The organism is Pseudomonas sp. CF161, from assembly GCF_000416215.1.
Lineage (GTDB): Bacteria > Pseudomonadota > Gammaproteobacteria > Pseudomonadales > Pseudomonadaceae > Aquipseudomonas.
Genome location: NZ_ATLP01000083.1, coordinates 209354 through 223760, shown reverse-complemented (window position 1 = coordinate 223760; position 14407 = coordinate 209354). Strand labels below are relative to the sequence as shown.

General features: G+C 62.8%; 12 protein-coding genes. 6 read left to right on the top strand and 6 right to left on the bottom strand.

Translation table 11 applies throughout. The features are described from left to right. Positions 1 to 151: 151 nt before the first annotated feature. Genes CF161_RS16375 through CF161_RS16365 form a run of 3 tightly spaced genes read left to right on the top strand, consistent with a single transcriptional unit; the run spans position 152 to position 3717 of the window. On the top strand, positions 152 to 811 hold the full coding sequence (locus CF161_RS16375) for a paraquat-inducible protein A (protein WP_020297722.1): 660 nt from the start codon (positions 152 to 154) through the stop codon (positions 809 to 811). After that, a complete protein-coding gene (locus tag CF161_RS16370) occupies positions 798 to 1421 on the top strand; it encodes a paraquat-inducible protein A (protein WP_020297721.1) in 624 nt (207 codons plus the stop codon). Before CF161_RS16375 ends, CF161_RS16370 begins: the two co-directional genes overlap by 14 nt. Beyond that, on the top strand, positions 1414 to 3717 hold the full coding sequence (locus CF161_RS16365; protein WP_020297720.1) for a PqiB family protein: 2304 nt from the start codon (positions 1414 to 1416) through the stop codon (positions 3715 to 3717). The genes CF161_RS16370 and CF161_RS16365 overlap by 8 nt, the downstream gene beginning before the upstream one ends. A 71-nt stretch (positions 3718 to 3788) precedes the next feature. On the opposite strand, the gene mksF is transcribed toward CF161_RS16365, so the two are convergent. Genes mksF through mksB form a run of 3 tightly spaced genes read right to left on the bottom strand, consistent with a single transcriptional unit; the run spans position 3789 to position 8603 of the window. Then, positions 3789 to 6632, bottom strand: a complete 2844-nt coding sequence (mksF, locus tag CF161_RS16360) for an Mks condensin complex protein MksF (protein WP_020297719.1) — start codon at positions 6630 to 6632, stop codon at positions 3789 to 3791. After that, the gene (mksE, locus tag CF161_RS16355) at positions 6629 to 7336 is read right to left on the bottom strand and encodes an Mks condensin complex protein MksE (RefSeq protein ID WP_020297718.1); all 708 of its coding nucleotides are present in this window, start codon (positions 7334 to 7336) and stop codon (positions 6629 to 6631) included. The genes mksF and mksE overlap by 4 nt, the downstream gene beginning before the upstream one ends. Continuing rightward, complete coding sequence (gene mksB / locus CF161_RS16350; RefSeq protein ID WP_020297717.1) at positions 7326 to 8603, bottom strand: Mks condensin complex protein MksB; 1278 nt, start codon at positions 8601 to 8603, stop codon at positions 7326 to 7328. Before mksB ends, mksE begins: the two co-directional genes overlap by 11 nt. A gap of 177 nt (positions 8604 to 8780) precedes the next feature. Between mksB and CF161_RS16345 the strand changes: the two genes are divergently transcribed. Continuing rightward, a complete protein-coding gene (locus tag CF161_RS16345; RefSeq protein WP_043229603.1) occupies positions 8781 to 9563 on the top strand; it encodes a hypothetical protein in 783 nt (260 codons plus the stop codon). A gap of 8 nt (positions 9564 to 9571) precedes the next feature. Then, positions 9572 to 10024, top strand: coding sequence for a ribosomal protein S18-alanine N-acetyltransferase (rimI, locus tag CF161_RS16340; RefSeq protein ID WP_020297715.1), 453 nt, complete (start codon positions 9572 to 9574; stop codon positions 10022 to 10024). Positions 10025 to 10101: 77 nt separating this feature from the next. Here rimI and CF161_RS16335 read toward each other — a convergent pair whose 3' ends face one another. After that, positions 10102 to 10506, bottom strand: a complete 405-nt coding sequence (locus CF161_RS16335; protein ID WP_020297714.1) for a hypothetical protein — start codon at positions 10504 to 10506, stop codon at positions 10102 to 10104. A 152-nt stretch (positions 10507 to 10658) separates the two neighbouring features. On the opposite strand from CF161_RS16335, the gene can reads away from it, so the two are divergent. Beyond that, positions 10659 to 11303: a carbonate dehydratase gene (gene can, locus CF161_RS16330; protein WP_020297713.1), complete on the top strand. Its 645-nt coding sequence runs from the start codon at positions 10659 to 10661 to the stop codon at positions 11301 to 11303. 49 nt (positions 11304 to 11352) lie between these two features. Here the strand turns inward: can and CF161_RS16325 are convergent, their stop codons facing one another. Further along, the gene (locus CF161_RS16325) at positions 11353 to 12528 is read right to left on the bottom strand and encodes a hypothetical protein (RefSeq protein WP_020297712.1); all 1176 of its coding nucleotides are present in this window, start codon (positions 12526 to 12528) and stop codon (positions 11353 to 11355) included. 129 nt (positions 12529 to 12657) lie between these two features. Continuing rightward, positions 12658 to 14355, bottom strand: coding sequence for an acid phosphatase (locus tag CF161_RS16320; RefSeq protein ID WP_020297711.1), 1698 nt, complete (start codon positions 14353 to 14355; stop codon positions 12658 to 12660). Positions 14356 to 14407 lie beyond the last annotated feature (52 nt).

The following is a 14407-nucleotide window of genomic DNA, read 5'->3' as shown; positions in this document are numbered from 1 at the left end:
TGCTGGCAGTTCGGGTGCGACCTTGCAGGCATCTTGTTCGGCTCCCGCTTGCTGCTTAAAGCTTGTCGCTGTGCCAACCACAAATTTGCACAGTTATTTTGAGGCCAGGACACTAGAATAGCGGCAACCCCTTTTAGAGCCAGAGTCCCTTATGCCAGATCCGGTTGACGCCTCCGGGTTGTCAGATTTACCGCTGGACGACCTGGTGGCCTGCCACGAGTGTGATCTCTTGATGCGCAAGCCTGAGCTCGCTCTCGGTGAAAAAGCCCTGTGCCCGCGCTGTGGCTACGAGCTTTATGCCCATCGTCATAATGTCGTAGAGCGCAGCCTGGCGTTGGTGATTGCCGCCTTGTTGTTGTACGTCCCCGCGAACTTTTTACCCATCATGCAGCTCAATCTACTCGGGCAGACATCCGAAGATACGGTCTGGAGTGGTGTACTGGGCTTGTTCAATACCGGCATGCAGGGCGTGGCCGTAGTGGTGTTCCTGTGCAGCATGGGTATTCCGCTGCTGAAGCTGCTGTGCCAACTGCTGGTATTGCTGAGCATCCGCTGGAATATCGGCCGCAGCTACGGTTTGTTGCTTTACCGCATTTATCACCATCTGCGCGACTGGGGCATGTTGGAGGTCTATTTGATGGGCGTGCTGGTGGCGATCGTCAAATTGGCCGACTTGGCCGCCATCTCGGTGGGCCTGGGCCTGGTGTGTTTTGTCAGTTTGTTATTGGTCCAGGTCTGGTTGGAAGTGGTCATGTCGCCGCATCAGATCTGGGAGGCCTTGTCAGGAGAGGATCTTCATGCGGGCGATTGAGGCGGGCATTCTGATCTGTACCGAATGCCATGAATTGAACAAGCAGGAACCCGATACCGACGAACAGGTCTGTACCCGTTGCGGGGCGCTGGTGCATCCGCGTCGCCCGAATAGCATCATGCGCACCTGGGCGTTGCTGATCACCGCGGCGATCCTCTATATCCCGGCCAACCTGCTGCCAATCATGACGGTCAGCACGTTGGGACAGGGCGAAGGGGACACCATCATGTCGGGTGTCATTACCCTGGTTCAGCACGGGATGTTCCCTATCGCTGCTGTGGTATTTATCGCCAGTATTCTGGTGCCCACCTTCAAGTTGGTGGGGATCGCCCTGTTGCTGTTTTCGGTGCAGCGCCATCAGCCGTTGTCGGCACGCCAGCGCATCATCATGTACCGCTTTATCGAGTTCATTGGCCGCTGGTCGATGTTGGATATTTTTGTGATCGCCATCCTGGTAGCGGTGGTGAATTTCGGTCGGCTGGCCAGCATCGAGGCCAATCTCGGTGCGGTCGCATTTGCCAGTGTGGTGATTTTGACAATGCTCGCCGCAGTAACTTTTGATCCCCGCCTGATCTGGGATAACACGGAGTCGGACGACGACCATGAGTGATTTGCCTAAAGCTAAAACCCGTCCTGCCTCGAACTGGTCGGCCATCTGGGTCTTGCCCCTGATCGCGTTGATCATCGGTGGCTGGTTGGGCTGGCGTGCCTACAGCCAGACCGGTATCGAGGTTCAGGTCCGCTTTGAAAGCGGCGAGGGCATCCAGGCGAACAAGACCGAAGTGGTCTACAAAGGCATGCCGGTGGGCAAGGTCAAAACCCTGGCCCTGGACGACGAGGGCAACTCCAAGGGGGTGATCGCCACCGTCGAGATGAACAAGGATGTCGAGCAGTACCTCAAGACCGGCACCCGCTTCTGGCTGGTCAAGCCAAGCGTGACCCTGGCCGGGATCACCGGCCTGGAAACCCTGGTCTCCGGCAACTACATCGCGGTCAGCCCCGGTGAGGGCGAGCCTTCGCGCAAATTCAAGGCGCTGGCCCAGGAGCCGCCACTGTCGGACCTCAAGCCCGGGCTGCACTTGACCATCAAGGCCGAGCGGCTGGGCTCGCTGAACCGTGGCAGCCCGGTGTTCTACAAACAGATCCAGGTCGGTCAGGTCAAAAGCTACCTGCTGTCGGAAGACCAGAACACGGTCGAGATCAAAGTCTTTATCGAGCCGACCTACGCCAACCTGGTGCGCAAACACACGCGTTTCTGGAATGCCAGCGGCATCAGCATCGACGCCAACCTGTCCGGGCTGAAACTGCGCAGCGAATCCCTGGCCAGCATCGTGGCCGGCGGTATCGCCTTCGCCACGCCGGAGAACCGCAAGGACAGCCCGCCCACCGACCCAAGCCTGCCGTTCCGTCTGTATGAGGATTTCGACGCGGCCCAGGCCGGGATTCGGGTCAAGGTCAAACTGTCCGACTTCGAAGGCCTGCAAGCCGGCCGTACGCCGGTGATGTACAAAGGCATCCAGGTCGGCAGCTTGAAAACCTTGAAGGTCGACCCTGACCTGTCCAGTGCCACCGCCGAGTTGACTTTGGACCCCCTGGCAGAGGACTACTTGGTCCAGGGCACGCAGTTCTGGATCGTCAAACCGTCGATTTCCCTGGCCGGCATCACCGGGCTCGAAGCGCTGGTGAAAGGCAACTACATCGCCATCCGTCCCGGGGACAAGGGCGCCGCGCCGCAACGGGAGTTCGAGGCCCGAGCCAAGGCGCCGCCGCTGGACCTGCGTTCCCCCGGCCTGCACATGGTGCTGTTCACCGATAACCTGGGCTCGCTGGATGTCGGCAGTCCGATTCTCTACAAGCAGGTCAAGGTCGGTTCGGTACAGAGTTACCAGTTTTCGCGCACCCGCAAACAGTTGGTGATCGGTGTGCACATCGAGAAGGAATACGAAAACCTGGTCAATGGTTCGACCCGCTTCTGGAACGTCAGCGGCATCACCCTGACCGGCGGCTTGACCGGCGGCATCCAGGTCAAGAGCGAATCCCTGCAGAGCCTGATGGCGGGCGGCATTGCCTTTGATACGCCACGGCCCAACGTGGCCCTGAAGAAACGTATTCCGCGCTTCCGTCTGTTTGCCAATCAGGAAGAGGCGGCGCAAAAGGGCACCCTGATCAGCATCAAGGTCGACCGCGCCGATGGGCTGCGCTCCGGAACGCCGATTCGTTTCAAAGGCCTGGATGTGGGCAAGATCGAAGAGGTCGACCTGAGTGCCGACTTGCAGTCGGTGGTGCTCAAGGCACGTATCACCGAGGTGCCGGAACGCATCGCACGGGTTGGCAGCCAGTTCTGGGTGGTCAAGCCCGAACTGGGTCTGATCAAGACCGCCAACCTGGAAACCCTGGTCACCGGTCAGTACATCGAGGTCCAGCCTGCCGCGAAAAGCCTTGGGGCGCAGACCAGCTTTATCGCCCTGGCCCAGCCACCGGAAACCGCTGCGCCCGAAGCCGGCTTGAGCCTGGTGCTCAGCGCTGCGCGCCGTGGCTCGTTGAAGGTCGGGGTGCCGGTGACTTACCGCGAAGTGACGGTGGGCAAGGTGACCGGTTACGAGCTGGGTAAAACCGCCGACCGAGTGCTGATCCGGGTGCTGATCGAACCCAAGTACGCACCGCTGATTCGTGGTGGCACGCGCTTCTGGAACACCAGCGGCTTTGGCCTGGACTTCGGCTTGTTCAAGGGCGCGACGGTGCGTACCGAGTCCCTGGAAACCCTGATCCAGGGCGGTATCGCCTTCGCCACGCCAGACGGCGAGCGCATGGGCAATCCGGCCCGGCCGGAGCAGACCTTCCCGTTGTTCGATAAATTTGAAGACGAATGGCTGACCTGGGCGCCGAAGATCCCTCTCGGCAAATAAGCTCAGCGGGTCCCCATAAAAAAGGCCGCGATCTGTGAAGATCGCGGCCTTTTGGTTGCGGCGGGGCTGATTTAAATCGGGTCCAGCTCCGCTTCCGGTTCTGCTGCGACGTTCAAGGTCGCCTTGACCTGGTCGTGACGGCGGATGAACTTCCAGTCCGCCTCGTCGATGTAGATACCGTTCGGGCCGCTGCCGCCTTCGAGGTCGATGGCGACATGGGCCGACACCTGTGGCTTGACGCTGGCCAGGATCGGCACGAAGCCCAGTTGCAGGCTGGTTTCCAGCAATGCGGCCTGGTTTTTCTCGTCGATGTCGGCGGCCTCATCGAGGTAGTAGGGCAAGCGCACGCGCCCGGCCTGGTCGCGATCCATCAAGTGCAGCAACAAGTACATGTTGGTCAGCGCCTTGATGGTCATGGTGGTGCCGTTGGACGCCGCACCGTCGATGTCGGTGTGGATCACCGGCTGGCCATTGACCTTGGTGATCTCGAACGCCAGTTCGAACAGGTCCTTGAGGCCCAACTGGTTATGGTTGGCCGCCACCAGGCGCGCCAGGTACTCCTTGGCCTCTTCGTTCTTGTTGTCCTGCTCGGCACTCTGGCTCAGGTCGAACACCGACAGGGTTTCGCCTTCTTCATACTGACCGGCACTGTGGATGATCTGATCGATGTGCTTCAGGGCTTCCTTGTTCGGCGCGAGGACGATGCGGAAGCTCTGCAGGTTGGACACCTGGCGTTTGTTGATCTCGCGGTTGAACAACGCCAGCTGGTGTTCGAGGCTGTCGTAGTCGCTGCGAATATTGCGCAGGGTCCGGGCGATGTCGGTGACCGCCGCGCGCCGCGCCTTGCCCAGGGTCAGGGCTTCGTCGGTGCGGTGGGCATAGGCGTTGATCAACAGCTGCAGGCGGCGCTCGACATCGTCTTCGCTGTCGAACTTGGCCACACCCTTGAGGCGGACCTGGGCGTACAGCGCCTCAATCTGCCCGTCGACCCGCTGCAAGCCCTGCCAGCTGTCCTGATAGTCGTTGAGCAGGGGCAGCAGGTTGTCCATCGAGTCGTCGATCGGGTCCATGCACGGCGTGCCGAACGGCAGGTCGGCAGGCAACAGCTGGCGGCGGCGCAGGGCGTCGTCGAGGGTGCGTTGCTTGGCTTCCATATCGGCAATTTGCCGGCCGACCAGTTGCAGCTTGGCCGACAGTTGCTGGACGCGCTCGGTGAAGGCATCGCTGGAGCGCTTGAGCTCGTCCTGGGCCGCTTCCATCTGCGCCAGCTGTTCGAGTTTCTCGCCTTCCTCGGCACTCAGGGTTTGTGCGCGGCGGAAGTCTTCCAAGGCTTTTTGCGCGTCCAGCACCTGCTGGTACAGCGCTTCGGTCTGGGTTTTGCTCGCAGCGCGGTCAGCGGCCACGGCCTGCTGGGTCTTGAGTTGCTTGAGTTCTTTTTCCAGGCGTTCCTTCTGGTCACGCAACGCGGCGCGGTCAGCCAGGGCCTGCAGCGCAGGCGGCTCGATGTGCGACAGGTCGATGCTCAGCCCCGGCACTTCGAAACGCTCGCCCTTGAAGGCGTCGAGGATCAGCTCCATGGATTTGACCCACTCGCCGTTCTCGTCCAGCGCAATGCCGTGCTCGCCCAGGGGCAGGCTGAACAGGGCGCTGTTGAACAGGCGCATCAGGCGTTCGACGTCCTGCTGCGAAAACTCTTCGCGCAGTCGGGCATAGCTGTTGTTGTCGGCGTGATCGAGTTGCTGCTTGACCGACTTCAGGCGTTTTTCCAGGTCCCGCAGGCGCTCTTCCAGGTCCTCGGCGGAGAACTGTCGGGACTGGGCCAGGGCGCCGGCCAGTTCATCGTGGGCATCCTTGGCCGCCAGCAGTTGCTGCTCCAGGACTTTCACGTCATCGACCAGGGCAAAGCGATGCTTGAGCACCGACAACTCGCCGAGCCAGCGTTGGATACCGCTGATTTCCCGCTCCAGGCGCATCAGCTCCTGGGTGCCGCCGCGCTGATCGTTTTGCAGGGCGTCCTGTTCGTGGCGGTAGTGCTCGGCCTGGACCGTCAGTTCTTCCTTGCGGGCACTGGCGTAGTCCGACCAGGTGCCGAGCAGCGAATCCAGCAGCGGCGAAATACGGTGCAGTTTGCCGCGCAGCAGGTCGCGCTGCTTCACGCCGTTGGCCAGGGCTTCCACCAACGGGCCGGCAGACACCAGGCAGTTGTAGTCCTGCTCCATGCGGCGCACGTCGCGGAAGGCTTCTTCGCAGGCGGCGATGTAGTCGACGCTGCCGGAACGCAGGCTGTGCTCGAAGGCATCGAGGAACAGCTGCTTGAGCTTGGCCGCGGTGATTTCGCGCATGTGCAGCAGGTTGATAAAGAGCGCGCGGAAGGTCTTCAGGCTCTGCTCGCTGGTGGAGCGCAGCGGAATCAGGGTCAGGTCCAGCGGGATCGAGGTGTGACCGCCGACCAGCAGGCGCCGCAGTTCATCAGGCTTGAGCTCATAGGCCTTGAGGCCCTGGCGCTCAAGATTGGTGAACAGTTCTTTCTGACGCAGGCAGGTGTCGTCTTTCTGGTAATGGGCCAGGTCCAGTTGCCCCGCATAGGCGAAGAACTGGTGACCGAAACCACCGCCCGGGCCGCGCCCGACCACGCCGATCACGTGGGGGCCATGGGGCAAGGACACTTCCACCAGGATGTAGCTGGTGTCCGAAGCGAAGTAGAAGCGCCGCGATTGTTCCAGGCTGTATTTGCCGAAACTCATGTCCGACATGCGCGCCAGAATCGGGAACTGCAAAGCGTTGATCGAGGCGGATTTACCCAGGTTGTTCGCCCCGTAGACCGACAGCGGCTCTTCCAGCGGGAACAGGCCCAGGCTGTAGCCGGCGGTGTTCAATAGGGCAAAGCGGCGGATGCCGTAGCGTTCCTTGCTCATGCGTCGAGCTCCTGTTCTTCGGCAATGGCCCGGGCCAGTGCGTCCTCTTCACTGTCTTCACCTTCGACAAATTCGCTGAGGTCCAGCGGATCGTCGGTCTCCAGCAGTTTTTCGTCGCTGTCGTGGTCGATCAGCACCGGCGTCGGCAACGGCAGCACGCTGTGCAGGCTGGCGGCCAGGTCGCGGTCCTGCTGGACCGAGAGGCAGACATCGAGGAAGCGGTGCATCGGCGGCAGGAAGCGGTAGATACCCGGCTCCTCGCTGGCAAAGCCCAGTTGGGTCATGCGGCGCATGATTTTTTCTTCAAGTTCGTCCTGGGTCTGGACTTCGGCCTGGATAAACAGGTCGCGGTACTTTTCCAGCAACGACGGCAGTTCATCACGGCCCAGGCTGCCGCCGTCGAGCACGGCGATCGGGTCGCGGCCCTGGTCGGCCAGGTGTTCCACCAAGATGAAGGTGAACAGCGCCAGGCGCTGGGCGGTCTTGTTCACCTGGGCGGCGGCCAGGTCCGGGACGAAGTAATAGAAGCCGCGGGTGTCGCACACCAGCTCAAAGCCCAAAGCCTTGAACAGCGTGCGGTACTGGTCCTGGAAGTTCGACAGTTGGGCGTACAGCTCCGGGTCGCGGCGGCTGACGTGGTAGCCCTTGAACAGCTCGCGAAAAATCGGCGCCAGCTGGGACAGTTCGGAAAGATCAAGATGCATGAGGAGTGCTCGCAGAATTCTCAGGCTGGTCATCGCGTGCCGAGAGCAGGGCGAAGGAGCGCAGGCTGACCTGGTGCTCATGGGTGTGGTAGTCGCGGCGTTCGAGACGCTCGCGCTTGAAGCGTTTTTCCCGGGATAAACGGGAGAACCAGTACAGCAACTCGTCGGTCGCGCCGTCCGGCTCCTGTTCCAGCAGCCAGTGCATCAGGTCCGGCATGGGCAGCGCATCTTCGCAGCGCTCGAGCATTTCCTTGACCGTGCGCGGTGCTCGCGGCGCTTCGCCCTTGTGGCTCTTGTGGGCCTTGGGGAAGCGCGCAGGCTTGGGTTCGAAGCGGGCCAGGGCATACACATAGGCCTCGACCTGGCCGGAACTGCCGAGGAAGGTGCTTTGCGGCCGGGTGAACATGGGCATGGCGGCTTGCGGCACGGCGTCGATGCCCTTGCGCCGGATCGCCGACAGGGCCAGGGCCGCGCCACGGGTCACGGCGTTGTGCCGGCGCGCTTCTTCACGCAATGGCAGCAGCAGCTCGCGGGCGTGGCGCAGGGTCAGCTGGGCGCTGGTCTGCATTTCGAGGATCCGCGCGTGGGTGCGCAGCAGCATGTCGTCGTCCACCAGGTGGCCCAGGCGCTGCTGTTCGGTGAGCATGCGCAGCAGGACGTTCTCGACCTTGCGCACCCCTTGCTCGAAGGCCCCGTCGGCGTTCACCAGCTGGATCATCGGTTCGACGTATTCGTCCCAGGTCGCCAGCACCTCGGCATAGCGCTGGCGCAGGGGGATCTGCCGGTCGCTGGTCTTGGCCCGCTCGGCGACCGCCACCAGGGCCTGTTCGTCGTTGGCGAGTTTTTTCAATACATCGCGTACGCGCATGTCCAGCAGGCGCAATTGGCGCGCCAGGTCATTGCTGTCGCGGATATCAAAGGCGTCCTGGATGTAACCCGCCAGGCGCTCCAGGTGGCGCAGGTAGGCTTCGATCTCCAGGCACAGGCCCAGGCGGTGTTCGCGCCGCAGGTAGGCCAGGAAGTCGTGGATCTGCGCGTTGAGCTCGAAACGGTTGGGGCTTTTGGCCACCGGCACCAGGATGTCGAGGCGGATCCACACGTCCAGCAGGCTGGTGATGTCCTGGGGCGTGCTATCCAGTTGCTGGGCGGCCAATTGGCTGCGCAGTTCGGCGAGGCTCAGGGTGCCTTGGTCGAAGTGCTCGCACAGTGGCTCCAGAAGTGCCCAGTGTTCGGCGAGGGCGCGCAAGACGCGCTTGGGTTCGATCATCGGAATGGCCGGCTGGTTGGCAATGAAAAGCAGCGATTGTACTGCATCAGGCGGTCGACGATTCACCCCCGGTCTTTTGATGAGACGGACTGTCGGTTTTCAAACCGATCAACAGCGGGCGATCTTTGTCGAAGGGCGGTAGAATCCCCACCTCAGTTATCCACAAGTGGCCGACCTTTGCTTATCGAGTCCCGTCGTCGCGCTTATTTGACCGCCATGCAGGTGGTCAACTGGCTGCCGCGCACCGAATTGCCCTTTGCCGCGCCTTCGCGTCCCGAGTTGCTGGAGCTGCCAGAGCCGCCGGTCGAGGTGCCTGCGCCTGCCGTCGTGGCCAAGGCGCCGACAGAGCAGCCGGTCGCCAAGCCTGCGGAACGGGCAAAAATCGAAGTGCCGCGGCCCGGCAGCAGCGCGCGCCCGGCCAGCAAACCGGTGGAAGAGGCCGCACCGACGCCGGTGGTGCCCAAGGCCGCGCCGGTGCCACCCCCGCGTTTTGCCCTGCAATTGCTGCGCGCCGGGCGTTGCCTGCTGCTGGTCGAACTGCCGACCGGTGAAGCGTTCCAGAGCCGCGATCCGGCCTACCTGCTGCTCAAGGACATGCTGCGTGCCGCCGGTTTGCCCGACAGCCCGCAGATCGTCGCCGAGCCGGTGCGCTGGCCAATGCTCACGCGCGGCAACCTCGACCAGGGCCCCGATGCGGCCCGGGATTTCGTCCAGGCCTTTGTTTCGGTGCGGGTCGAGGAAGAACCCTGCGTCTGCCTGTGGCTGATCGGCTTGCCGGCGGTGCGTTTTGCCGGAGAGGCCAACGCCGAATCCTACAACCGCGAACTCCAGGTCGAAGGCCTGGGTTCGGCCTGGGCCTTGCCTGGGCTGGAACTATTAATGGAAGAGCCACAGCGTAAGGCTGACGTCTGGCAAGCCATGCGTCGGCTGATGGCGCGCTGGAAGAATACTGATGAGTAAGAACACAGATGAGTGATGCCGTGAACTTCCGTCTCGCCACCGAGGCGGACCTGGATGCCATCCTGAAGATCGAGTACGCGGCGTTCAGCCACCCCTGGACCCGCGGCATTTTCATGGATGCGTTCAAGTCCTATGAAGTGTGGCTGATGTTCGAAGGCAGCCAGCAGGTCGGGCACGGGGTGATCCAGGTGATCATCGACGAGGCGCACCTGCTCAATATCACCGTCAAGCCGGAAAGCCAGGGCCGCGGCCTGGGCTTGCGCCTGCTCGAGGAATTGATGAAGCGGGCCTACCAGAAGGAGGCGCGCGAGTGCTTCCTGGAAGTGCGCTCCAGCAATCAGACCGCTTATCGGTTGTATGAGCGTTATGGTTTCAACGAAGTGGGACGGCGTCGGGATTACTACCCGGCGGTGGGCGGGCGCGAAGATGCGCTGGTGATGGCCTGCACCTTGGTCGACTGACCGGCCCAGGCTCGTTGTAGACGGCGCTGGAGCGAATCCACCGCCGTGATTTTATTGCCGGTGCAGGCCCTGTCGGGTCAGCGGTTACCGTCCAGCGGTTCGCGGCGCGCCAGTTCGGCTTCATCCAGGCCATTGCCGCCACCGATATCGTCTTCATCGACAATACTCAGGTCCCAGTCGGCCTGATCGCCGTCGCCGGCTTCATTGGCCGAACGGGCACCATCTTCGTGGATCAGGGTCTCAGGGCTGAGGTCGTCGTCGGTGGGCTCGTGGTCGGCGGTCGAGGCCCCGGTCAGGCCGGCGTCGCGGACACGCTGGGCGGGCAGGCGGTGCTCCAGTTCCGCCTCGGGGATGGTGTCGCCGATCTTGGCACTGGGTTCTTCATCGTCGAAATGCAGCTCCTCCATCGAGCCCATGCGGTCTTCGTTGTCATCGATGGGCTCGGGCTGCGGCGCACCGTAAGGACGTCGTGATTCGGTCATGGCTATATCCTCATACTGTTGGGGCTTAAGGGGTGGACCTGCGCCGCCGCTCAAGATTCCACTGCGAGGGATAGCCGGTATCTACGCAACACACGTGACCTCGACAGGCGGTCGTCTGTCATACCAGCGCATCATTCTTGAGGCTTCACAGCATGAACGAACTACAAGATCTGATTGATAACAACGAGCGTTGGGCCGAGGCGATCAAGCAGGAAGACCCGGACTTCTTCTCCAAGCTGGCCCGCCAGCAGACCCCGGAGTACCTGTGGATCGGTTGTTCCGACGCCCGGGTGCCGGCCAACGAGATCGTCGGCATGTTGCCTGGCGACCTGTTCGTGCACCGCAACGTGGCGAACGTGGTACTGCACACCGACCTCAATTGCCTGTCGGTGATCCAGTACGCGGTGGATGTGCTCAAGGTCAAACACATCCTGGTCACCGGCCATTACGGCTGCGGCGGCGTGCGTGCCTCGATGCAGGATCGTCAGTTGGGCCTGATCGACGGCTGGCTGCGTTCGATCCGCGACCTGTATTACGAGCACCGCGAAGCCCTGGGGCAGTTGCCGACCGAGGAAGAGCAGGTTGATCGGCTGTGCGAACTGAACGTGATCCAGCAGGTGGCCAACGTCGGCCATACCAGCATCGTGCAGAACGCCTGGCATCGTGGGCAGAGCCTGTCGATCCACGGTTGCATCTACGGCATCAAGGACGGTCGCTGGAAGAGCCTGAACGCAACCATCAGCGGCTTCGAGCAACTGCCGCCGCAATATCGCCTGCGTCCGGTCGGCGCCATCTGAGCCGAAACCGCGTAGCCGCTGCCGAAGGCTGCGGCTACAGGTTTTCGGTTTACAGGTGTGGCACTTCGGTGCTCGGCGCGGGCGCCGGGGCCTTGAGCTGTTGCAGCTGGGTCTTGATGGGCGCGGTTGCGCATTTGGCCTGGGCCTGTGGCGGGGTCAGGTCGCGGACCGAGGTGTAGAACAGCTCGCAGGTCTTGGCCTTATCGGTCACCTGCCAGGTCTGGGTACAGCGCTGCAATTGCGCGCTCGGGTCGCTGCCCGGCGTACTGCCCATGCCCGCCTGCCAGCACGCGGCGCTCAAATCCTGCCCCATCACTTTCAAGCCTGCGGCATCGGCCTTGGCCTGATCGTTGTCGTAGTTGGCCGGGTCCGCCGCGTACCAGATGTAGCTGGGGTGGTTGGAGCCCAGCACCGGCACGTTCACCCCCGGAGTGGGGCTGATCTGCCCCAGGCCCAGTACCCCGACACTGGCGCCGTATTGCTGCTTGATCCAGTTCCGCACCGGTGCGCCGAAGGCCACCATGGGCAAGGCCTTGCCGTCGGCGCTCTGGCTGACCTGCTTGACCATGCTGGTCTGGTAGTCCTTGAAGTAGTCATAGACGCCTTCCAGGTCCTTGCCGGCGCTGGAGGGCGCAGCGATGGGCGCGATGTCGACAATGGTCTGATAACCCGGTGTCTGCTCGGCGGCGATGCCGTTGGCGGTCAGCAGGGTCGCCCAGCGGTCGGTGGTGGCCGATTCCAGGTAATCCTGGGCGCGGGTCAGGGAATAGTCTGGCGGGAAGTGCAGCAACTCGACGCTTTTGCGCTGTTCCAGGGCCATGCCCAGGGGCAGGAACAGGTACCAGCTGTAGGCCCATTTACCATCGGCATTGAGCTGGCTGGCGCCCTTGTAGGCCAGGTCGCCGGCATCCAGCAGGGCCGTCAGCGGTTTGCCGTAGCCTTGGGGCACGCCGCTGATGGTCGCGTGCAGTTGCTGTTGATCGCCGCTGACCTTGACCCGGGCAGCGCTGTAGCCGTCGCGTTGCACGCTTTGGGTCAGGTAATGCTCGACGGTCTGTTCCAGGGTCCAGTTGCGAAAGCAGATCACGTTGCAATTATTGGGATAGGCGAAGAGTTGGGTCACGCGCTGGGGGCTGCCCAGGGGCACCTCTACGTCAGCGGCCAGGGCAGGTGCGCCCTGGATCAGGGCGGCGAGGCCCAGGGACAGTCCGGTGAGTTTGTTCATGCTTGGCTCCTTGTCGGCGAGAACCCCGCTTGTGCGGGGTGAATATCCACAGGGGAACACTAGCGGGTGAGCGGGAGCCGGGTAGGAAATACTTCATCACCGGCGCCGATTGCGCGGCGCCGGTGAGGGTCAGCGCTTGAATTGCAGGGCGTTGCTCAAGTCGCCCAGGGGCTTTTGCCCGCGCGCGACCATGGCGGCGTCACGTTGCTTGATGCCGTCCAGGGGCTCCAGTTGGAACACCCGGGTGATCAGGCGCAGGATCGAGGCGGTGTCGTAAATGGTGTGGTCCACCGTGCCTTTGCGGGCAAAGGGCGACACCACCAGGGCCGGGATCCGCGTCCCCGGGCCCCAGCGGTCACCCTTGGGCGGCGCCACGTGGTCCCACCAGCCGCCGTTTTCGTCGACCGTGACCACCACCACCATGTTTGACCACTGCGGGCTTTCGCGCAGCACCTTGAGCACCCGGTCGATATGCCGGTCGCCGGAGGCCACGTCGGCGTAACCAGCGTGCATATTGAGGTTGCCCTGGGGCTTGTAGAAGCTCACGGCTGGCAGCTTTCCGGCTTCGGCGTCGGCCAGGAACCTGTTGGTCCCCGATTCATCGCCCAGGCCGCCGTCGCGCAGGCGCTTGCTGCGCTCTTCGGGGTTTTCCGGGCCCTGGCGCTTGAAGTAGTTGAAGGGTTGATGGTGGTACTGGAAGTTGGGGATTTTCGGCAGGCCGGTCGAGTCCTTGAACTGGTCCAGGGTCGCTTGCCAGGCACCGCCGTACCAGGCCCAGTCGACGTTCTTTTTCGACAGCTTGTCGCCGATGTGTTCATGGGTCTGGGGCACCAGCACGCTGGGCAGGTCGGCCTTGGCGTAGTCCGGGCGCTCGGGGTCGCGGATCCAGGTCGGCCAGTAGGGCGGGGCCATGGTGTTGACCGCGTAGCCATCCGGGGTCAGGGCGCTGGGGCCGAACTGCGGCGGGCCGGTCATGGCACTGGCCGGGGATTTTTCCAGGGGCTTGAGCCGGGTGTCTTGCGGGTTGTCGCTTTGCAGGGTGGCGATCTGTGACTTGGCCACCGAATTGGCCGCATCCGGGTAGACGGGCACGGCGGCGCTGATCAGGTACTGGTGGTTGAGGAACGAGCCACCGAAGGCCCCCTGGAAGAAGTTGTCACACAGCACGAATTCCCGCGCCACGTCCCACAGTCGCAGGGAATAGCGGCTTTGCGGGTAATGGCCCATGGTCAGGGCGCCGGAGTCGGCCCAGGCGACAAAGCCGTCATTTTTGCCATCGTTGATCTGCATCTGGTTCTGATAAAACACGTGCCACAGGTCGCGGGTCACCAGGCCCAGGGGCAGGTCCTCGCCACTCGGGCCCTTGAGGGCGAACGGAGCGTTGGGCAGGTCCTGCTGGAACTGGGTTTCGATCGGGTAGGTCACCCCATCGAGGTGTTGCGGGCCGACCTGCAGGATGCCGCCCCAGATCGGCGGCAGGGTCTGCAGCAGGCTGCCGTCGCGGTCGCGCTGCTGGTAATCGCCCGGCTTCAGGGAGGACAACGGCTGCTCCAGCCCGGGGAAGTCGGCGAACAGGTTATTGAAGCTGCGGTTTTCGGCGTAGATCACCACTACGTTCTTCACTTGCTCGCGCAGGGCCTGGTCCAGTTCGGCCGGCGAGAGTGGGTGCTCCTGGGGTTTCCCCGGTTCAGCGGGCCCGCCGCAGGCGCTCAAGGTGGCGCCTACCCCCAGAACGGCAACGCCGCCAAGAAAGCGGCGGCGGCTGGTGTCGGTCAACTGTTCGGGCGCCGCGGGTTGCGCGTCGTCATGGTCTTTTTCGTCACTCATGCCAGTTCCCTGCAGGTCTTTTAGTCAATTGGTTACAAAATATTTCGGTCGA

Coding starts and splice junctions, on each gene's coding strand:
- CF161_RS16375 (WP_020297722.1), top strand. CDS start 152: ATGCCAGATCCGGTTGACGCCTCCGGGTTGTCAGATTTACCGCTGGAC.
- CF161_RS16370 (WP_020297721.1), top strand. CDS start 798: ATGCGGGCGATTGAGGCGGGCATTCTGATCTGTACCGAATGCCATGAA.
- CF161_RS16365 (WP_020297720.1), top strand. CDS start 1,414: ATGAGTGATTTGCCTAAAGCTAAAACCCGTCCTGCCTCGAACTGGTCG.
- mksF (WP_020297719.1), bottom strand. CDS start 6,632: ATGAGCAAGGAACGCTACGGCATCCGCCGCTTTGCCCTATTGAACACC.
- mksE (WP_020297718.1), bottom strand. CDS start 7,336: ATGCATCTTGATCTTTCCGAACTGTCCCAGCTGGCGCCGATTTTTCGC.
- mksB (WP_020297717.1), bottom strand. CDS start 8,603: ATGATCGAACCCAAGCGCGTCTTGCGCGCCCTCGCCGAACACTGGGCA.
- rimI (WP_020297715.1), top strand. CDS start 9,572: ATGAGTGATGCCGTGAACTTCCGTCTCGCCACCGAGGCGGACCTGGAT.
- CF161_RS16335 (WP_020297714.1), bottom strand. CDS start 10,506: ATGACCGAATCACGACGTCCTTACGGTGCGCCGCAGCCCGAGCCCATC.
- can (WP_020297713.1), top strand. CDS start 10,659: ATGAACGAACTACAAGATCTGATTGATAACAACGAGCGTTGGGCCGAG.
- CF161_RS16325 (WP_020297712.1), bottom strand. CDS start 12,528: ATGAACAAACTCACCGGACTGTCCCTGGGCCTCGCCGCCCTGATCCAG.
- CF161_RS16320 (WP_020297711.1), bottom strand. CDS start 14,355: ATGAGTGACGAAAAAGACCATGACGACGCGCAACCCGCGGCGCCCGAA.